The organism is Clostridium moniliforme (assembly GCF_017873235.1).
Taxonomy (GTDB): Bacteria; Bacillota; Clostridia; order Clostridiales; family Clostridiaceae; genus Clostridium; species Clostridium moniliforme.
The window spans coordinates 141,367-161,342 of sequence record NZ_JAGGJZ010000001.1; the positions used below are offsets into that span (position 1 = coordinate 141,367).

The window sequence follows — 19,976 nt, forward strand, 5'->3', positions numbered from 1 at the left end:
CTCTTCCTTTAGTTTTTTAATCTCTATTATTATTACTTATTGCTATTAATCTTAATAATTGTGCAATTGCCATTAATGCTGATGCAATATATGTCATAGCAGCTGCTCCTAATACTTTTTTTGCTCCACTTACTTCATCTCCATATAGTATACCTCTTCCTTCAAGTATATTAATTGCTCTTTTAGATGCATTAAATTCTACTGGAAGTGTAACTAATTGAAATATTACTACTCCTGAAAACAATAATATTCCTAAATTAAGAAATAAACTACTTCCCATAAAAATTCCTACAAGAAATAAAATCCAAGAAATACTTGATCCAAAATTTACAATTGGTACAATTGAATTTCTTAATATAAGTGGTTGATATGCTTCTTTATCCTGTATTGCATGACCTACTTCATGAGCTGCAATTCCAGCTGATGCAATTGATGTTCCACTATAAACTTCTGGTGATAACCTTAAAACTTTTTGACTTGGATCATAATGATCTCCAAGTTTTGTATTAACTACCTCAATGTTTACAAAGGAAAGCCCTGCTTCATTTAACATCATTCTTGCAACTTGCTCTCCTGTATATCCATTTCTTGTCCTTACATTTCTATATTTATTGTATGTTGAACTAATCTTTGCTTGAGCCCATATACTAATTAAAAGGGCTGGAAGTAATATAAGCATTGTTTTATCAAAATAAAATGGATAATACATAAAACATCTCTCCTTTATTTACCTAAAATAAATTCTGTATTAATTTCATGCCCATTTATATATTCCTTAACTGTTAATGGTTTAGAATTCGGAAATTGCATCTTTTTAATTAAAAGAGTTCCTTCCCCTGTTGATACTTCTATTCCATCTTTTGAAACATTTATTATTTTTCCACATTCTTCCTTACTTTCTTTATTTAATACTTTACTTTCAAAAATTTTCATAGTGCTTCCATTATATAAAGTATGGGCAATTGGCCAAGGATTTAATCCTCTAATCATATTATTAATATCTTTAGCACTTTTATTCCAATTTATTTGGGCAATTTTTTTATTAAGCATCTTTGCATAAAAAGTTTCTTCTGTTTGTTTTTCTGGAGTTATAGTACCATTAACTATTCCTTCAATAGTATCTACTAGTAACTTTCCTCCTCTTTCTTTAAGAATGTCATAAAGTTCTCCAGCTGTCATATCTTCTGTAATTTCTACTTCATCCTTTAAAAGCATATCTCCAGTATCTAAACCAACATCCATAAGCATAGTTGTATTTCCTGATACTTTTTCTCCATTCATTATTGCCCAATTTATAGGAGCTGCTCCTCTATACATTGGAAGAAGTGATCCATGTAAATTTATGCATCCATACTTTGGAATATCTAAAACTTCTTTTGTAAGAATTTGACCAAAGGCCACAACTATAATAAAATCTGGATTCATTTCTTTAAGCATTTCAATCATTTCTTTTTCATCTTTAAGTTTTTCTGGTTGATAAATTTTAATATTATGCTTTAATGCTTCTTCTTTAACAGGAGAAAATGCTATTTTCTTTCCTCTACCCTTAGGTCTATCAGGTTGAGTAAATACTGCTTCTACTCCATATTTATCTATTAATTCCTTTAATGATGGAACTGCAAAATCTGGAGTTCCCATAAATACAATCTTCAAAAATATTCCTCCTTATTTTACACCTATTGTGCTCTATCTATAAATAATATACCATCTAAATGATCATTTTCATGTAAGATTGCCCTTGCAAGTAGTTCTTCTGCTTCTAATATAAATTCTTCTCCCTTTTCATTTAAAGCCTTTACCTTAACATAGTTTGCTCTATCTACTTCTTTACATTCTCCAGGTATACTAAGACATCCTTCTTCTCCAACTTGACTTCCACTTGTTTCAAGTATTTCTGGATTTATAAATACTCTTATTCCTTCACCATCATAAACATCTATAACAAAAATTCTTTTAAGTATTCCAACTTGAGGAGCTGCAAGTCCAACACCATCAGCTTCGTACATAGTTTCTATCATATCATTTATTAATGTTATTGTTCTATTATCTATTTTATCAATAGCCTTACTTTTCTTTCTTAAAATTTCGTCGCCTTCAATTCTTATATTTCTAATTGCCATAATAAATTCCTCCTATAATAAATTGTTTGGATTAATATCAATATTTATTCTTATTTCATTATATACACTCTTGTTCATTTCATAAAGTCTATCTTTAATTTTTTTGGCTAATTCATCTGTTATTTTACCTTTAATTAAAATTTGCCATCTATATTTATCTTTTATTTTTCCTACTATACACTGAGTAGGTCCTAAAAGATTTATTTCATCATTTAATATTTTTTTTATTTCTTTTCCTAAGGTATTCATAAATTTTTTTAATTTTTCTTCATCTTTTGAAATTCCTCTTATTAGTAATATTTTTCCAAAAGGTGGATATCCCATATTCTTTCTTATTCCAATTTCTTCTTTAAACATATCTTTATAATCATTGTTAACTACATATTTTAAACTAGGATGATCTGGATTATAAGTTTGAATAATAACCTTACCTTCCTTATCTCCTCTACCAGATCTTCCTGCAACTTGAGTGATTAATTGAAATGTTCTCTCTCCTGCTCTATAATCTGGTATATTAAGGGACATATCAGCAGCTAATACTCCAACTAAAGTAATTCCTTTAAAATCTAAGCCTTTAGTTATCATTTGAGTTCCTATTAAAATATCTGCTTCTCCATTTTTAAAGGAATTATATATTCTTTCATAAGAATCTTTACTTCTTGTAGTATCTGCATCCATCCTAAGAATTCTTGCATCTTTAAAATATTTTTTAACTTCATTTTCTACCTTTTCAGTTCCAGCGCCAAAAAATTTAACATATTTACTTTTACATTTTGGGCATACTTTAACTTGCTTTTCTGCTTTCCCACAATAATGGCAAACTAAATATCCATTTTTGTGATATGTCATTGCAATATCACATTTATCACATTTAAAGACATATCCACAGCTTCTACAAGATATAAAGGTAGAAAAACCTCTTCTATTTAAGAATAATATAATTTGTTCTTTTTTGTCTAAAGCTTCCTTCATTTCTTTATAAAGTTTTCTTGAAAACATAGAAAGATTTTTAACCTTTAACTCCTCTCTCATATCCACTATTTCCATAGTTGGGAGAGGCTTATTATCTATTCTATTATTAAGTTCTATTAATTCAAGCTTTGAAACCATAGCATCTGCAAAACTTTCAACAGATGGAGTTGCAGATCCTAATATATATTTACATCCCTTTATAACACTTAAAAATTCTGCTACATCTTTTGTATTATATTTGGGGTTATGTTCTGATTTATATGTTCCTTCATGTTCTTCATCAATAATTATTAATCCTAAATTGTTTACTGGTAAAAATATTGCACTTCTAGCTCCAACTACCAGTCTACAATTTCCTTCTTTAACTCTATACCATTCATCAAATCTTTCACCTTCTGAAAGTTTACTATGAAATAGAGCTACATCTTCTCCAAACCTACCTTTAAATCTTTCAATCATTTGAGGAGTTAATGATATTTCTGGTACTAAAACAATAGCACCTTCTCCTTTATTTAAAGCTTTTTGTACCAAATTCATATATATTTCTGTTTTTCCTGAACCTGTTACTCCCTTTAAAAGCACTCCATTTTTGTCTGTATTCTCAATTTTTATTATTGCTTTCTTTTGTTCTTCTGTTAATTCTTTTAAATTATCTTCTTCATAAACTCTCTTATTAAATCTATGAATTACTTTTTCTTCTACTTCTAAAAAATTTTTTTCTATAGATTTATTTATCACATATGTAGAAAATCCATATTCTTTTGAAAGTTCTGCTTTTGAAAATATACTATCATTTTCTTTAATAAATTCTATTAACTTTTTATATTTATCCTTATTTTTAAAATCATCATCTAATTCATTTATAAATTTAATAACATTTTTCTTTTTACTTTTAAGACCTTTAGTAAGTCCTGTAGGTATTAATACCCTTATTGCATCTATATATTTACAAAGGGTTTTTCTTCTTAAAAATTCTATTAAAAGTAAATCTTCTTTTGTTAAAATAGGTTCTTCATCACATAACTTAAATATATTTTTTAGTTTATATTCATTACTAAATTCAGTTGAAAGAGAAATAACAAATCCTTCTGTAGGCTTACTTTTAGTGCCAAAAGGAACCTTTACTCTATGACCTACACTAATTAAAGATATAAGTTCATCTTTAACTTTATAAGTAAATGGTTTATCTATATCTACAGCATCACTATTTACAATTACTTCAGCATACAGTTCCATTTAAGTTCACCCTTTCATAAACTTTGTAATAATAGAAGAAAGCGCATATTAGCGCTTTCCACAAATAATATCAAACAAATTACTAGCTACTTCTCTTTTGCTCATTATATCAAGTTCCTTAATAGAACTATCCTTTGAAATTACAAAAACTTTATTTTGATCACTTCCAAAACCAGTTTCCTTTGATGTAATATCATTTGCTATAATATAATCAAGATTTTTTCTACTTAATTTGCCTTTTGCATTTTCTATCAAGTTGCTACTTTCAGCTGCAAATCCAACTAATATTTGCTTATCCTTTTTCTCTCCAAGTTCCTTTAATATATCTACATCTCTTGTGAGTTCTATATTTAAATTCCCTTCGCCTTTTTTAATCTTTTCACTGCTGTATTCCTTTGGTTTATAATCTGCAACAGCAGCAGATTTAACAACAATATCAGATGAAGAATAATTTTCAAGGACAGCTTTTCTCATTTCTGAGTTAGTTTCTACTTCTATAACCTTTATTCCATAAGGTTTATCTATATTTTTAGCTCCAGTTACAAGTACAACTTCAGCTCCTCTGTCTCTAGCTTCTTCTGCAATTGCATATCCCATCTTACCAGTAGACCTATTTGTAATAAATCTAACTGGATCTATGTTAGCTCTAGTTGGACCTGCTGTAACAAGTACTTTTTTAGATACTAAATCTTTAATAGGGTAAAGGGCTGTTAATACATTTTCAAATATAACCTCTGGCTTTGGCAATTTACCTTTTCCTATGTCACCACAAGCAAGTCTACCAGAATCTGGCTCAATAAATTCATATCCATATTCCTTTAACTTTTTAATATTTTCTTGGACTATTTTATTTTCATACATATTTGTATTCATTGCAGGTGCAAAAATTACTTTTGCCTTAGTTGCCATAATAGTTGTTGAAAGCATATCATCTGCAATTCCATTTGCAACCTTACCAATTATATTTGCAGTAGCTGGGGCTATAAGCATTACATCAGCCTTTTGTGCCAAACTTATATGTTGAATTTCGAAAGCCTTTGGTTCTGCAAACATATCTGTTATAACCATATTTTGACTCATTGATTGAAAAGTTAAAGGAGTAACAAACTCAGTAGCTGATTTTGTCATTATAACTCTAACTTCAACACCTTTTTTGCGAAGAGAACTTACAACATCTAAAACTTTATAAACTGCAATTCCTCCACAAACTCCTAATACAACACATTTATCTTTATACATTGTATACTACTTTCCTTCTGAAGATTCTGGTATTTCATAACTTACTTTACCTTCATTTACCTCATTTATTGCTATTGTTAAAGGTTTTTGTGAATCTATATTTATAAGTGGTTCACTTCCTGCAATTATTTGTCTAGCTCTTTTTGAAGTTACAATAACTAATGAATATCTGTCATCTACCTTTTTTAATAAGTCTACTACTGATGGATTAATCATAGAGTTGTTCATGTATAAAACCCTCCTTAGAATCTATTACTTTATTTTTCATTCTATCTACTCTACATTTTTCTGCTGTTATTATTGCTTCAAGTTTTGAAACAGCAGTATCTATTTCATCATTTACTACAGCATAATTATATTTTGAAATATAATTTATTTCTTTATATGCTGATTTAAATCTTCTCATTAAAGATTCTGGCGTTTCGCTTCCTCTTTTAATGATTCTTTGTTTTAATTCTTCCATTGATGGTGGAAGTATAAAAATAAATATACCTTCTTCACAGTTTTCTTTAACTTTTAATGCACCTTGTATATCTATTTCAAGTATTACATCTCTTCCTTCATTTAGCATTTTTTGAACACTAGATTTTGGTGTTCCATAATAATTCCCATAAACCTCTGCATGTTCTAAAAAATCGCCTTCTTCAACTTTTTGAAGAAATTGTTCCTTAGTTGTAAAGAAATAATTTACTCCTTCTACTTCGCCAACTCTTGGTTCCCTAGTTGTTGCTGAAACTGATAAATATATGTCTTTATGCTTTTCTAATAATGCCTTACATATTGTTCCTTTACCTGCTCCAGATGGACCTGATATAACTAATAAAACACCTTTTTTCATTATTCTTCTACCTCATCTTCATGATCATCCTTACTTGATAATCTATGAGCTACTGTTTCAGGTTGAACTGCTGATAAAATTACATGGTCACTATCTGTTATAATAACTGCTCTTGTTCTTCTTCCATAAGTTGCATCAATAAGCATTCCTCTATCTCTTGCTTCTTGGATTATCCTTTTTATTGGCGCAGATTCAGGACTTACAATAGCAACTAGTCTATTAGCTGATACTATATTTCCAAAACCAATGTTTATTAATTTAATACCCATGTTTCTCCTCCTATTATTCTATATTTTGAACTTGTTCTCTAATCTTTTCGATTATATTTTTTATGTCAATGACTATATTAGTCATTTTCATATCATTTGATTTAGAAGCTATAGTATTTGCTTCCCTATTCATTTCTTGAACTATAAAGTCAAGTTTTCTACCTATTGGTTCATCTAAATTCAAAGTACTTCTCATTTGAGATATATGGCTTCTAAGCCTTATAATTTCTTCATCAACAGCAGCTTTATCAGCAAAAATTGCAATTTCAGTTGCAATTCTGTTTTCATCTATTTCAATTCCTTTAGTTAGTTCTTTTATTCTTTCTTCTAACTTTATTTTATATTGTTTTGGAATTAAATCTGCAATTTCTTCTATATTAAAAACAAGTTCTTCAATTACTTGAAGCTTTCCTAATATATCTTCTTTAAGTTTTTCCCCTTCTCGAACTCTCATCTCAACCATTTTGTCAAGAGAAGCCTCTATTAATATTTTTATTTCTTCAAAAATTTCATCAATATTTTCTTCTTTTTCCTCTATTGAAATGACATCTGGAAATCTTGCTATCTTAGTTGTAGTAACATCATTTTCAATTGAAAGTCCTTCTGCTATTTTATTTAAACATTCAAAATAACTTTTAGCCAGTTCTTCATTAAGCTTTGCAACTTCTCCACCGTTTGAAAAGTTTTTTAAATTTATATAAACATCAACTTTTCCTCTATTTAATCTAGCACTTATTAATTTACGAATCTTTTCTTCTAGAGGAAAAATTGACTTTGGCATTCTAATATTCATATCTAAATATCTATGATTTACACTTTTCATTTCAATTGAAAAAAGTCTATTTCTTCCTTCTTCGCTTCTAGCTCTTCCAAAACTAGTCATACTTTTAACCATTATCTTCCCTCCTTACTACAAAATCTAATCTTTAAATACATATTATTTTAGGAACAAAGTAAAGTCAATAGTTTGTTAACACATTATTTACATTTATAAAAAAGACTACCTTTTCGGTAGCCTTAATAATTTTATTATAATAAAAATAATTTAAATAAAAATATACAAGCAAGAACTATCATTACTATAGATACTTTTTTCTTTTCTTCTCTATTTCTAACAAATAAAATATTATATAAAATATTAACAAATACATAAGATAGTACTCCTAAAGTTAATCCATCCCCTATACTGTAAGTTAATGGCATTGCAACTATTGTTATAAATGCTGGGAAACCTTCTGTTATTTCGTGAAAATCAATATTTTTAACTGCTCCAAGCATTAGATAACCAACATATATAAGTGCTGGTGCAGTTGCACATGCTGGAATTGCCACAAAAATAGGTGAAAAGAAGATTGCAACTAAAAATAACATTCCTGTTGTTATTGATGTCCATCCAGTTCTTCCTCCTGCAGCAACACCTGTTGAACTTTCAACAAAGGTTGTTACTGTAGATACTCCAATACAAGCTCCTATTGTTGTTCCAACTGCATCAACTAATAATGCTTTTCCTACATTTGGTATATTACCATCTTTATCAAGCATTCCAGCTCTTGATGATACTCCAACTAATGTTACAATAGTATCAAAGAAATCAACAAATAAAAATGTAAAAACTATTGTTATAAAGCTCCATATTGTACTTGGATGTAACATATAGTGGAAATCAATTTTTCCTGCAATTGGTGCTATACTTTCAAATTTTATAATTCCATTTGGCAAAAATATTCCAAGTACCTTTGCATATTCAGGATCAAACATTGCATATCCCCATGCAATTAATGTTGAGACAACAATTCCAAATAAGATTGAAGCCTTAACTCCTTTTTTATCTAATATTGCAATTACTATAACCCCAATAGATGCTATAAGAACTGTTGGAGTAGAAAAATGACCTAATGATAAATATGTATCTGGATTTGCAACGACTATTTTACTTCCTGTAAGTCCTATAAATGCTATAAATAATCCTATACCTGCTGTAACTGCATATTTCATGTTCATTGGTATAGCTTTAACTACAACTTGACGAACTTTAAATAGTGACATAAGTATAAATATAATCCCTTCAACAAATACAGCAGTTAGCGCAATTTTCCATGATATCCCTTGTCCTATAACTACTGAAAAAGCAAAATAAGCATTAAGACCCATACCTGATGCTAAAGCAAAAGGTAGATTTGCAAATACTCCCATTAAGATTGTTGCAATAGCTGCAGCTAAACAAGTTGCTGTAACTAATGCACCTTGATCCATTCCGGTAGCTCCTAATATACTTGGATTTACAGCTATTATGTAAGCCATAGTTAAAAATGTAGTTATACCTGCAATAATTTCTTTCTTGAAATTAACATTCTTATTTTCAAGAATTTCAAAAAATCTTTTTTCTGTTCTCATATCTTTTCCCCCCACAGAATAAAAAAGTCATTATAAGCACCTTAATAGATAACTCATAATGACTTTTTTGAATTTATTATTCAAATAGTCTTCTCATAGTCAGATATTTACGGCATCTGATAGAAACTAGTGGTCCATATTACCACTATTATATGAGTATCCTCTTTCAATTACTATTCTATTAATAAATCCGAATATTGTCAATATATTGTTATATTATTATTTTTACCAGTATGAATATTTTCATTTTATGAATTAAGTTCATTCATATTGTTAATTATGTTCATATAATCCTTCTTCAAATAAACCTCTTATTTCATCTATTGTTTTACCTGAATTTATTGCAACTAAAAGTTCTATTCTAGCTTTTTGTCCTGGCATAGTATCTCCGAATATTACTCCAAGATTCATAAGGTGCTTTCCACCACCTTCATATCCATAACTTTCAAAAACTCTTCCTTCAAAACATCTAGATACAAGAACAACAGGTATATTTTTTTCTATAGCTCTTTTAATACCTGGAACTACTGTAGGAGGAACATTCCCTCTTCCCATACCTTCTATTACAATTCCTTTAAATCCCTTTTCTAAAGCAAAATCTATAAAAGATGAGTCCATTCCTGAAACACATTTTATAAGTGCTACATCTTTATCCATGTTTTTTGGAGATAATTTTTCTCCCTTTTTACCTTTTCTATAAAATATAACCTGATTATTATCAACTATTCCAACAGGTCCAAAATTAGGAGTTCTAAAAGCATTTAAAGCCATTGAATTTGCTTTTGTTACTTCTCTTGCATCATTTAATTCTCCATTAAAGCAAACGATTACACCCCTTCCCTTTGATTCCTCTGCTATTGCTGTACAAATTGATGTAGCTAAATTAAAGGGACCATCATATCCAAGTTCAGAACTACTTCTCATGGCTCCTGTTACAACTACAGGTTTTTCAGTTTTAACAGTTAAATCTAAAAAATAAGCTGTTTCTTCTAAACTATCTGTACCATGAGTTATAACTATACCTGAAATATCTTCTCTATCTGCTAATTCTTGTACAAATTTTGATAATTCAAGCATAATCTCTGGACTAACATGTGGTGATGGAAGGGAAGAAAAATTATAATTTATTATTTCAGCGTAATCTTCTATCCCAGTTACCATAGCCATAATTTCTTCTCCACTAAGGCTTGGAACCGCTGCCTTTATTCTTTCATCAACCTTCATTGATATTGTTCCACCATTAAATACAACTGCAACTTTTTTCATAACATCATCCTCCTAATCATCTTTTGTATTAAAAAGAACTTTTGGGATCTTCCCAAAAGTCTTTAAATATTTTTGGTAGGTCGGCGTATCCTACATCTCTGGTTACTAATTTTATTAGCGCGTGAGGAGCCTTTGCTCACCTCAAAAATTTTTATCTACTTTCATTATACATACATAATCAAATATTTTTCAAGGAAATATTAGTATTATACTGCTTCTTTTAAACTTCCACTATATATTTTATTTTTCATTTTGCTTTTAGTTACTGGATACATACTAGAAACATAAATATATTTTTTATCTATATCTACTGCTAAAACAAGCATTATATACGCATCTATTTTTTTAACAAGTTCTAACGATCCTTCTTTACTATTTCTTTTATTCATTCCTATAAAATCTGGATTTATTATTATTCTTTCAATTATTACTTTTAAATTATCTTTTATATTTCTTGTAAGTTGTTTTCCATGTTTTTTTATTATATGCTTTAATACCCCTGGTGAAGCATAGACATTACCATAAAATTTAAATCCTACCTTATCTGCTATATCTTTATCTATTGATCCAACCTTCTTATAATTTTTGTACTTATTAATCATAATACCTCACCATGCCTTTTTGTATTATATTTTTGTAATATATACTATATTATATGTTATTTAATTTGAATATAATCTAATAATAAGTAAAAGGCTAGTATAATGATAAACAAAATACTAGCCTCTTTACTATCTATAAAATTATACAGATTAATCCTCCGTTACCTTCATTTATTATTTTTTGAAGTGTTTTTTGTATTTTCACTTGAACATCTTCTGGCATTTTATAAAGTTTATTTTGCAGTCCTTCTTTAACTAAAACTTCTAATGATTTTCCAAACATATTACTTTGCCATAACATTGTTGGATCATTTTCAAATTGTTCTAGTATAGATTTAACTAACTCTTCTGATTCCTTTTCTGAACCCATTATAGGACTAATCTCAGTTTGGATATTAGCCTTAATAAAATGTAATGATGGGGCACTAGCCTTTAATTTAACTCCATATTGTGAACCATGCTTAACTATTTCAGGCTCTTCAAATTTCATTTCTTTAAGTTGAGGTGCAACTAATCCATAACCTGTTTCATTAACATCATTTAAAGCATCTTTAACTTTATCATATTCTTTTTTAGCATAATTTAATTCCTTAATTATTGAAAGAAGATCATTCTCTGAATGTACTTCCAATTCACATATTTCACTTAATACATTATAAAATATTCCATCCTTTGGTTTCATTATAACATTAGCAGTTCCAATACCTAGGTCTATTTCTTTTATAAATGTATCACCTAAAAATTCCTCATCTAAATTATCAAGAGAAATTTTTACATCTCTTACTTTTGATATGTTTTTGCTCATTCCTTTTATTATGTTAAAGAAATCTTTTTTAAGCCAGTGTTCAGATTCTAACTTTTCAAGCCATTCTGGCATATCAATATTAACTTCTTTTACTGGAAACTCTTTAAGAACATTCTTAAATAGATTTTCTATATCATCTTCATTCATATTGGCTATGTCCATTATTTGAACTTCAACATTATACTTTTCTTCCATTTCTTTTTTTATTTCTTGTGTTTCTTTTGAATTTGCTCTTGCGCTATTAAGTACTACTACAAATGGTTTATTTATTGATTGTAATTCAGATATTACCCTTTCTTCAGCCTCAATATAATCTTCTCTTTTAAGGCCAGTTATACTTCCATCTGTAGTTATAACTAAACCAATTGTTGAATGATCTGTTATAACCTTTCTAGTTCCTATTTCAGCTGCATCTTCAAATGGAATTTCATAATCATACCATGGAGTATTAACCATCTTAGGATTTTCTCCCTCAATATAGCCTAAAGCCTCCTTTACTATATATCCTACACAATCAACCATTCTAACTTTAAATTTTATTTCATCTTCAATGTTTATTTCAATAGCTTCATTTGGGACAAATTTAGGTTCTGTAGTATGAATCATTTTTCCAGATCCACTTTGTGGTAATTCATCCTTAGCTCTTTCTTTTTTAAACTCATTATCTATCTTTGGTATTACCATAAGGTCCATAAATTTTTTAATAAATGTTGATTTTCCTGTTCTTACAGGTCCAACAACCCCTACATATATGTCACCTTGGGTTCTTTCTGATATATCTTTATAGATTTTAAAATTGTCCAAGAAATTACCTCCTAACTATTTATAACAATATATATATATTCGGAAGTTTAAAATTATATACTATTTTATATAATTATTTTGCACTTAGAAAAATTTTTAGTATCTATAAATTTTTAAATAATTGTATTTTTATTGTAATTAATAAAAAAATAAAAAAGATGACATAACTAAAAATTATATCACCTTTATATGTTATTAATGAGTTTCATTTTTCTTTTCTCTAAGCATAAGTTCATTAACTACTTCTCTTGGATTTTTGCCTTCAAATAGTACATCATATAATGCATCAGTAATTGGCATACTAACTCCAATTTCTTTATTTAATTCATGAAAAGCCTTACAAGCTTTAACGCCTTCAACTACCATTCCAACTTCTTCTAATGCTTCATCTAATGATGCACCTTTTCCTATAAGAATACCAGCTCTTCTGTTTCTTGAATGCATTGATGTACAAGTAACTATTAAATCACCCATTCCTGTAAGTCCAAAAAATGTTTCTGCTTTTCCTCCAAGTGCCATTCCAACTCTTGAAATTTCCTTCATCCCTCTAGTCATAAGTGCAGCTTTTGAATTATCTCCATATCCAACACCATCACTAATACCTGCAGCTAATGCGATAATATTTTTGACAGCTCCACCTATTTCAACTCCAATTATATCTTCATTTGTATATACTCTAAGAGTTGGTGTCATAAATAATTCTTGTACCTTTTCTGCATATTTCATATTATTTGAAGTTGAAACTAAAGTAGTTGGAATTTTAATAGCAACTTCCTCTGCATGACTTGGCCCTGAAAGTATTACTACAGGATTTTTAAGTTCATCTTCTATAACCTTTGATAATCTTTTATTAGTTTTAGGTTCAATCCCTTTAGCTATTGATATTATAACTACATCTTCTTTAATTTTTCCTTTTAAGGATTTAGTAACATCTCTTATTACATGAGAAGGAACTGCTAAAACTAAATAGTCTACTCCTTCTATTGCCTCATCTATATTATTAAAGGCTGTAATATTTTCTGGAATATGTAAGTCTTTAATATATTTATCATTTTTTCTGTTTTCATTAATGTCTTTGCAAACATTAATATCTCTATCAAATATATTTACTTTATTACCTTTTTGGCTAAGCTGCACAGCTAATGCTGTACCAAAACTTCCTCCTCCAATAAATGCTACTTTACTCATAATTACATTTTCCTTTCTCTATACTCTATTTGTATACCTGTTCCTTCAAAATCAAAACTTTGTCTTAATTGGTTTTCTAAATATCTTTGATATGAAAAATGTGTTGCATTAGCATCATTTACAAAGAAAATAAACTTAGGTGGTCTTGATGCAACTTGAGTTGCATAATAAATTTTCATTCTCTTTAGTCCTACAATTGGTGGTTCTTTCATAAGAACAGCTCTATTTATTACATCATTTAAAACTCCAGTTGATATTCTCTTTGAATAATTATCATAACACATCTTTGCAGTTGTTAATATTTTATTAGTTCTTTGTCCAGTAAGTGCTGATATAAATACATAAGGAGCATAACTTAAGAATTTAAGTTCACCTTGAAGTTCCTTCTTTAATTTATCTAAAGTTTTATCATCTTTTTCTATAAGATCCCACTTATTAACAACTACCATAATAGCCTTATTAAGTTCATGTGCATATCCTATTATTTTTTCATCCTGCTCTGTTACTCCCTCTTGTGCATCTATCATTAAGATACAAACATCTGCTCTTTCAATAGCTGCATAAGTTCTTATAACACTATATCTTTCAATTTCTTCTTTTACTTTGCTCTTTCTTCTAAGACCTGCTGTATCTATTAAAATAAATTTGCCTTCTTCTGTTTCTAAATAAGAGTCAATAGCATCTCTTGTTGTTCCTGGAACATTTGAAACTATTACCCTATCTTCTCCTAAAAGTTTATTTATAAGAGATGATTTACCTACATTTGGCTTTCCAACCATAGCTATTCTTATATACTCATCTTCCTCTTCTTCTAAGTATGAAGAATCAAAGTTTTTAACAACTTCATCAAGCATATCTCCAAGTCCTAAACCTTGAGATGCTGATATTGTAATAGGATCTCCTATTCCTAAATTATAAAATTCCCAACCATTTTCTTCTTCTTTTAGTGAATCAATTTTATTAACTACAAGAACTATTGGCTTTTTACTTTTTCTAAGCATTGTAGCTACTTCTCTATCAGCTGATGTTAGTCCTTCTTTACCATCTACTATAAATACTATAACATCTGCTGTTTCTATTGCTATATTTGCCTGTCTTCTCATTTGCTTAACTATAATGTCATCTCTTTCAGGTTCTATACCACCTGTGTCTATCATTGTAAAATTGTAATTAAGCCACTCTGCTTCTGCATATACTCTGTCTCTTGTAACTCCTGGTGTATCTTCAACTATAGAAATTCTCTTTCCTGCTAATCTATTAAATAATGTAGACTTACCAACATTTGGTCTTCCTACTATTGCAACAATCGGTTTTCCCATTATTATTCCTCCTCATTGTAATTATTTATTATATATAAAACTATCTCCTGAGTAATAACTTTCTGTAAGTTTAACCATTAAAACTTTCTTTAAAATACCAAAATATAATTATGTAAATTAATACATTTCTCTGGAGCTAATTCATATATTCTTTTAAATTGTTTTTTAACACAATAATTATTATAAGTATTGTGTTTTTATTTTTAAGTTTCTTTTTTACATATTATAATTATATCTATATCCTTTTATTTTATATTTGTCAATGTAACAAAATTATATTAAATTCTTTTTCAATACTTATTATAAAATATATTTCTATTAAATTTTAATATGTTCATTTTTCTCCATTACAACTAGTGTATCTTTTGTTATATTACATTAATATACTTTGTTAGTCAATAAAACTAACTAAAAACAAAGTATTTATATATTTCAAAGTAATATAATTAAAATATTTATAAATAAAAACCACACTACCTTTATAGCGTGGTTTTTAAATTATTCATTTAAATCTACGTACTTTCCTTTTTTGCTAAATATTATCCACTCACAAATATTTGTTACATGATCTCCAATTCGTTCTAAATATTTACTTACAAATAATAATTTAGCTCCTACATCAACTTTACTTTCATCATTCTTTATATAAGTTAATGTTTCTTTAAATACTTCATTATATATACAATCTATTTCATCATCTAATTTACATATATTATAAGCCCCATCTACATCCCTATTATCATATGCCTTTAAAGCTAATGTTATCATGTTTTGAATTTTTTCTTCCATAAGCCAAAGTTTTTTTGCTTCAGAGATATAAGTTTTGACTTCAACATCTTTTGCAATTTTACATATATCAACTGCATGGTCTGCCATTCTTTCTAAATCTGTAACTATTTTAGATGCAGTAAATACTCTCCTTAAATCTTTGGCAACTGGTTGTTCTGTTGCAATAAACTTAATACATTCTTCTTCAATTAATTTTTGAAGTAGATCTACCTTATCATCATTTTTTATAATTTTATCTGCTAATGTAGTATCTCTATCCTTTAAAGCTAACATACTATAATTTAGTTGTTCTTTAACTAAATTTGCCATCTTATTTAAATTGCTATTTATATTATTTATTCTAAATTTTTGAGATTCCCTTATCAAAAAAATCACCTCTTAATTATTTTTATTAACCAAATCTTCCTGTAATATAATCCTCTGTCCTTTTATCTTTTGGTTTATAAAATATATCTTCTGTCTTTCCATACTCTATAATTTCACCATTTAAGAAAAATGCTGTTTTATCAGCTATTCTTCCTGCCTGCTGCATATTATGAGTAACTATTATAACAGTATAATCCCTTTTTAATTCATCAATTAATTCCTCTACCTTATTAGTTGAAATTGGATCAAGGGCTGATGTTGGTTCATCCATAAGTATTACTTCTGGTGAAACTGCAAGAGTTCTTGCAATACAAAGTCTTTGCTGCTGTCCTCCTGATAATCCCATTGCACTTTTTTTAAGTCTATCCTTAGTTTCATCAAAAAGTGCTGCTCCCTTTAAACTTTTTTCTACTATCTCATCTAATTTTTTCTTATCTTTAATCCCATGTATCCTTGGTCCATATGCAACATTATCATATATTGACATTGGAAATGGATTTGGCTTTTGAAAAACCATACCTATTCTTTTTCTAAGATTAATCTCATCATAATCATCAAAAATATTATTTCCTTCAAATAGTACTTCTCCTTCTATTTTTACTGACTCTATAAGATCATTCATTCTATTTATTGTTCTTAAAAAAGTTGATTTACCACAGCCTGATGGTCCTATAAGGGCTATAACTTCATTTTTATTAAACTTTATATTTATATTTTTAAGAGCTTTATTTGTTCCATAGTAAAGATTTAAATTTTTAGTTTCTATTATACTCATAACTTCCTCCTATTCCCCACTATATGATTTTAGCATTCTATTTCCTATTAATTTTGCTAATAAATTAAATAATAAAATCATTATTATTAAAACTGCTGCTGTTCCATTTGCAATATTTGCAGCATCTGGCACAACACCTTCTGAATTTAATTTCCATATATGAACTGCCAAAGTTTCTGCTGGTCTAAAAAGTGAAAAAGCTGAATTACTTCCTGTTAAACTTATATTGCTAAAGTTTAAACCTCCAGAACTTAATCCTGCTGTATATAAAAATGCTGCAGCTTCACCAAATATTCTTCCAGATGATAGTATTATTCCAGTTAAAATATCTTTCATAGCTACCTTAATAGTTACTTTCATTATAGTTTGCCATTTTGTAGCACCAAGTCCTAAAGAAGCTTCCTTAACCATTTTAGAGGCGTTTCTTATTGCATTTTCAGATATTCTTGTCATTGATGGTATATTTAAAATACTTACTGATAAAGCACCTGCAATTATTGAATATCCAAAACCTAAGAAATTAACAAATATTAAAAGACCAAACATTCCAATTACTATAGAAGGTAAAGAGGACATTGTTTCAAGGGATAATCTTATTATATTTAATATAACACCCTCCTTAGCATATTCAGCTAAATATATTCCAGCACCTATTCCTATTGGTACTGTTATTAATAGTGAAATAACTAACATATAAAGGGAATTAAAAATTTGTGGTCCAATTCCTCCACCTGCTCTTGTTAATGTAGGCTTTCCAAAAATAAATGAAGGAGTTAACATTCCAAAACCTTTATATAAAATATAAATAAGAAATAAACCAAGTATAAAAACTACAAAGGCAGCTATTAAATAAAAGACTACAGTTGCTATCTTATCTATTTTTTTTGCGTCCATTTTAATTAACTCCTCCTTTTTCAATTCTTCTAATTATTAATATAAAAATAAATGATATTACTAATAATATTAAAGCTAATGTCCATAAGGCATCATTCCAAGCTGATCCACTTACTGTATTTGCCATATCCATTGTTAGTATACTAGTTAAAGTAGCAGCAGATGATGTTAAACTATTTGGAATTTTTATAGCATTTCCAATTACCATTTGAACTGCAAGAGCTTCTCCAAAAGCCCTTGCTATTCCAAGTACAACTCCTGTAAGTATTCCAGATTTTGCTCCAGGCGTTATTACATTTTTAATTGTTTGCCATCTCGTTGCCCCAAGTCCATAGGAAGCCTCAATATGCTCCCTTGGTATTCCTTTAATTGCATCTATTGAAAGAGTTGCTATAGTTGGAAGAATCATAAGAGATAAAACTAATATTCCTGCCAAAAGTGAAAATCCCATGCCTCCAAAGTTATCCTTTAAAAATGGAACTAAAACTGAAACTCCAACCCATCCATATACTACAGATGGTATTCCAACTAATATTTCAAGGGATGGTTTAATTATCTTTTCTCCAAAGCCTTTAGAAATAACATTAACAAATACACCTAAAGCAATTGCAACTGGAGCACTTAAAATAACTGCGCCTAAAGACACTAATGTTGAACCTAATATAAATGCAAGAGCACCAAAACTTTTAGGATTCCCTGTTGGATTCCAATTATTTGTAAATAAAAACTGTGTTAACCCATACTCCCCTTTAGTAAATATTTGTATCCCCTTTGAACCTATAAATATTATTATAAGTACTGTAATTAATATTATTAAAATTCCACAGAAGTTTGAAAATATTTTTCCTAAATGTTCATTAAAAAACCTTTCTTTAAAACTTCTTTTTTTCACATTTATCATTCCTATCTATATTTCATAGTTATTTTTTTATTTCATTTCCAGGAATTAATCCAAGATTATTAATACTATCCATATTTTCTTTACTTCCTACAAAATCAATAAATTCTTTTGAAAGACCTGTTGCTTCACCTTTAGTATACATATGTCCCCATGACCAAAAATCATATTTACCATTTTTTATATTTTCCAAATTAGGAGTAACTCCATTTATTTTTACTAAATCTAATGTATTCTTAGCCTCCTTATTATTCATATAAGAAAGAGCTATATAGCTTATTGAACCTTTATTTTGTTTCATAGCATTTATAACTGCTCCATTACTATCTTGAAGAGCACCTATTGAATCATTTTCTAATTTTTTGTTACCATCTAAAACTTTCTCAATAAATGTTGCTCTTGTTCCTGAAGAAGCTGGTCTATGAATAACTAATATTTCCATATCCTTTCCTCCAACTTCTTTCCAATTTTTTATTTTTCCTGAAAATATATTTTGAATTTGTTTTTTAGTTAAACTTTTTACTTCTGTTTCTTTATTGACAACAACTCCAAAACCTTGTGCTACAATTTTATGATCTACTAATTTCTTTGCATCATCTTTTGATAATTTTTCTTCTGCAAATACATCTGAATTTCCAATATTTACCGATCCTTCTAATACTTGAGTTAATCCTGTACCAGAGCCACCTGCTTGTGCATTAATTGTATTTCCTGGCTTTACTTCATTAAATTTTTCTATTGATTGTTCCATTAATGGTAAAAGAGCTGAAGAGCCACTTATTGTAATTGTTTCTCCACCTTGTTTAGAAGCTTCTTTACCTCCACAACCTACTAATAATCCTCCCATTGCACTTATTAATAATGTGGCTACAAGAATTTTAAGATTTTTATTTTTCATTTTTAATCTCCTCCATAAAATAATTTAATGAATTTGTTATCCACATCTTTATATTATCTTTTGAAAGTTAAAACATTATTATTCAAAAGTTAAATAATGAATAGATTTAGTTAAATAAATTTAACACTTTTATTAAAATAACTACTTTTTACTATTATTTTAATAAAATATTTTTTAATAATTTAATATAAAAAAAGAAACTATCATTAAAAATAAATTTAATTATCTTTAAAAATAGTTTCCTTTAAATAATCAACCTATGTTCATTTTATTTTATACTTTTAGGAATACTTACTAACTTATA

General features: G+C 28.3%; 20 protein-coding genes and 1 riboswitch. All 20 genes read right to left on the minus strand.

Annotated elements, in window-relative coordinates; all coding sequences use genetic code 11:
- Positions 1 to 16: 16 nt before the first annotated feature.
- The 20 genes from J2Z53_RS00710 to J2Z53_RS00805 all read right to left on the minus strand — a co-directional run bounded on the left by J2Z53_RS00710 (position 17) and on the right by J2Z53_RS00805 (position 19,672).
- Positions 17 to 709, minus strand: coding sequence for a zinc metallopeptidase (locus tag J2Z53_RS00710; RefSeq protein WP_209795301.1), 693 nt, complete (start codon positions 707 to 709; stop codon positions 17 to 19).
- A 14-nt stretch (positions 710 to 723) separates the two neighbouring features.
- Entirely contained in the window at positions 724 to 1,653 is a 930-nt protein-coding gene (fmt, locus tag J2Z53_RS00715) for a methionyl-tRNA formyltransferase (protein ID WP_209795302.1), read from the minus strand.
- Between the two features lie 23 nt (positions 1,654 to 1,676).
- Entirely contained in the window at positions 1,677 to 2,120 is a 444-nt protein-coding gene (def, locus tag J2Z53_RS00720; protein WP_209795303.1) for a peptide deformylase, read from the minus strand.
- Positions 2,121 to 2,132: 12 nt separating this feature from the next.
- Entirely contained in the window at positions 2,133 to 4,328 is a 2,196-nt protein-coding gene (gene priA / locus J2Z53_RS00725) for a primosomal protein N' (RefSeq protein ID WP_209795304.1), read from the minus strand.
- 48 nt (positions 4,329 to 4,376) lie between these two features.
- On the minus strand, positions 4,377 to 5,567 hold the full coding sequence (gene coaBC / locus J2Z53_RS00730; protein ID WP_209795305.1) for a bifunctional phosphopantothenoylcysteine decarboxylase/phosphopantothenate--cysteine ligase CoaBC: 1,191 nt from the start codon (positions 5,565 to 5,567) through the stop codon (positions 4,377 to 4,379).
- A 6-nt stretch (positions 5,568 to 5,573) separates the two neighbouring features.
- On the minus strand, positions 5,574 to 5,795 hold the full coding sequence (rpoZ, locus tag J2Z53_RS00735) for a DNA-directed RNA polymerase subunit omega (RefSeq protein WP_209795306.1): 222 nt from the start codon (positions 5,793 to 5,795) through the stop codon (positions 5,574 to 5,576).
- Positions 5,776 to 6,405 carry a guanylate kinase gene (gene gmk / locus J2Z53_RS00740; protein WP_209795307.1) on the minus strand — a complete coding sequence of 210 codons (630 nt, stop codon included), beginning with the start codon at positions 6,403 to 6,405 and terminating at the stop codon, positions 5,776 to 5,778. Before gmk ends, rpoZ begins: the two co-directional genes overlap by 20 nt.
- Positions 6,405 to 6,674 carry an extracellular matrix/biofilm regulator RemA gene (remA, locus tag J2Z53_RS00745; protein ID WP_209795308.1) on the minus strand — a complete coding sequence of 90 codons (270 nt, stop codon included), beginning with the start codon at positions 6,672 to 6,674 and terminating at the stop codon, positions 6,405 to 6,407. Before remA ends, gmk begins: the two co-directional genes overlap by 1 nt.
- A 13-nt stretch (positions 6,675 to 6,687) precedes the next feature.
- Positions 6,688 to 7,569 carry a YicC/YloC family endoribonuclease gene (locus J2Z53_RS00750; RefSeq protein WP_209795309.1) on the minus strand — a complete coding sequence of 294 codons (882 nt, stop codon included), beginning with the start codon at positions 7,567 to 7,569 and terminating at the stop codon, positions 6,688 to 6,690.
- A gap of 134 nt (positions 7,570 to 7,703) precedes the next feature.
- Complete coding sequence (locus J2Z53_RS00755; RefSeq protein WP_209795310.1) at positions 7,704 to 9,068, minus strand: NCS2 family permease; 1,365 nt, start codon at positions 9,066 to 9,068, stop codon at positions 7,704 to 7,706.
- 76 nt (positions 9,069 to 9,144) lie between these two features.
- Positions 9,145 to 9,244, minus strand: a riboswitch (purine riboswitch).
- A 97-nt stretch (positions 9,245 to 9,341) separates the two neighbouring features.
- The gene (locus J2Z53_RS00760) at positions 9,342 to 10,334 is read right to left on the minus strand and encodes an asparaginase (protein ID WP_209795311.1); all 993 of its coding nucleotides are present in this window, start codon (positions 10,332 to 10,334) and stop codon (positions 9,342 to 9,344) included.
- A gap of 206 nt (positions 10,335 to 10,540) precedes the next feature.
- Positions 10,541 to 10,936, minus strand: a complete 396-nt coding sequence (locus J2Z53_RS00765) for a PBECR3 domain-containing polyvalent protein (protein ID WP_209795312.1) — start codon at positions 10,934 to 10,936, stop codon at positions 10,541 to 10,543.
- 133 nt (positions 10,937 to 11,069) lie between these two features.
- A complete protein-coding gene (spoIVA, locus tag J2Z53_RS00770) occupies positions 11,070 to 12,545 on the minus strand; it encodes a stage IV sporulation protein A (protein WP_209795313.1) in 1,476 nt (491 codons plus the stop codon).
- 195 nt (positions 12,546 to 12,740) lie between these two features.
- Complete coding sequence (locus J2Z53_RS00775) at positions 12,741 to 13,733, minus strand: NAD(P)H-dependent glycerol-3-phosphate dehydrogenase (protein ID WP_209795314.1); 993 nt, start codon at positions 13,731 to 13,733, stop codon at positions 12,741 to 12,743.
- A gap of 2 nt (positions 13,734 to 13,735) precedes the next feature.
- Positions 13,736 to 15,052: a ribosome biogenesis GTPase Der gene (der, locus tag J2Z53_RS00780; RefSeq protein WP_209795315.1), complete on the minus strand. Its 1,317-nt coding sequence runs from the start codon at positions 15,050 to 15,052 to the stop codon at positions 13,736 to 13,738.
- Positions 15,053 to 15,550: 498 nt separating this feature from the next.
- On the minus strand, positions 15,551 to 16,207 hold the full coding sequence (phoU, locus tag J2Z53_RS00785) for a phosphate signaling complex protein PhoU (protein ID WP_209795316.1): 657 nt from the start codon (positions 16,205 to 16,207) through the stop codon (positions 15,551 to 15,553).
- Between the two features lie 25 nt (positions 16,208 to 16,232).
- Positions 16,233 to 16,982 carry a phosphate ABC transporter ATP-binding protein PstB gene (gene pstB, locus J2Z53_RS00790; protein WP_209795317.1) on the minus strand — a complete coding sequence of 250 codons (750 nt, stop codon included), beginning with the start codon at positions 16,980 to 16,982 and terminating at the stop codon, positions 16,233 to 16,235.
- Positions 16,983 to 16,991: 9 nt separating this feature from the next.
- Positions 16,992 to 17,876, minus strand: a complete 885-nt coding sequence (pstA, locus tag J2Z53_RS00795; protein WP_209795318.1) for a phosphate ABC transporter permease PstA — start codon at positions 17,874 to 17,876, stop codon at positions 16,992 to 16,994.
- A 1-nt stretch (position 17,877) separates the two neighbouring features.
- A complete protein-coding gene (pstC, locus tag J2Z53_RS00800) occupies positions 17,878 to 18,768 on the minus strand; it encodes a phosphate ABC transporter permease subunit PstC (protein WP_209795319.1) in 891 nt (296 codons plus the stop codon).
- Between the two features lie 28 nt (positions 18,769 to 18,796).
- Positions 18,797 to 19,672 carry a phosphate ABC transporter substrate-binding protein gene (locus J2Z53_RS00805; RefSeq protein WP_209795320.1) on the minus strand — a complete coding sequence of 292 codons (876 nt, stop codon included), beginning with the start codon at positions 19,670 to 19,672 and terminating at the stop codon, positions 18,797 to 18,799.
- Positions 19,673 to 19,976: the final 304 nt, after the last annotated feature.

Coding starts and splice junctions, on each gene's coding strand:
- J2Z53_RS00755 (WP_209795310.1), bottom strand. CDS start 9,068: ATGAGAACAGAAAAAAGATTTTTTGAAATTCTTGAAAATAAGAATGTT.
- J2Z53_RS00710 (WP_209795301.1), bottom strand. CDS start 709: ATGTATTATCCATTTTATTTTGATAAAACAATGCTTATATTACTTCCA.
- J2Z53_RS00765 (WP_209795312.1), bottom strand. CDS start 10,936: ATGATTAATAAGTACAAAAATTATAAGAAGGTTGGATCAATAGATAAA.
- J2Z53_RS00805 (WP_209795320.1), bottom strand. CDS start 19,672: ATGAAAAATAAAAATCTTAAAATTCTTGTAGCCACATTATTAATAAGT.
- pstA (WP_209795318.1), bottom strand. CDS start 17,876: ATGGACGCAAAAAAAATAGATAAGATAGCAACTGTAGTCTTTTATTTA.
- gmk (WP_209795307.1), bottom strand. CDS start 6,405: ATGAAAAAAGGTGTTTTATTAGTTATATCAGGTCCATCTGGAGCAGGT.
- coaBC (WP_209795305.1), bottom strand. CDS start 5,567: ATGTATAAAGATAAATGTGTTGTATTAGGAGTTTGTGGAGGAATTGCA.
- J2Z53_RS00750 (WP_209795309.1), bottom strand. CDS start 7,569: ATGGTTAAAAGTATGACTAGTTTTGGAAGAGCTAGAAGCGAAGAAGGA.
- der (WP_209795315.1), bottom strand. CDS start 15,052: ATGGGAAAACCGATTGTTGCAATAGTAGGAAGACCAAATGTTGGTAAG.
- J2Z53_RS00760 (WP_209795311.1), bottom strand. CDS start 10,334: ATGAAAAAAGTTGCAGTTGTATTTAATGGTGGAACAATATCAATGAAG.
- priA (WP_209795304.1), bottom strand. CDS start 4,328: ATGGAACTGTATGCTGAAGTAATTGTAAATAGTGATGCTGTAGATATA.
- def (WP_209795303.1), bottom strand. CDS start 2,120: ATGGCAATTAGAAATATAAGAATTGAAGGCGACGAAATTTTAAGAAAG.
- remA (WP_209795308.1), bottom strand. CDS start 6,674: ATGGGTATTAAATTAATAAACATTGGTTTTGGAAATATAGTATCAGCT.
- rpoZ (WP_209795306.1), bottom strand. CDS start 5,795: ATGAACAACTCTATGATTAATCCATCAGTAGTAGACTTATTAAAAAAG.
- J2Z53_RS00775 (WP_209795314.1), bottom strand. CDS start 13,733: ATGAGTAAAGTAGCATTTATTGGAGGAGGAAGTTTTGGTACAGCATTA.
- pstB (WP_209795317.1), bottom strand. CDS start 16,982: ATGAGTATAATAGAAACTAAAAATTTAAATCTTTACTATGGAACAAAT.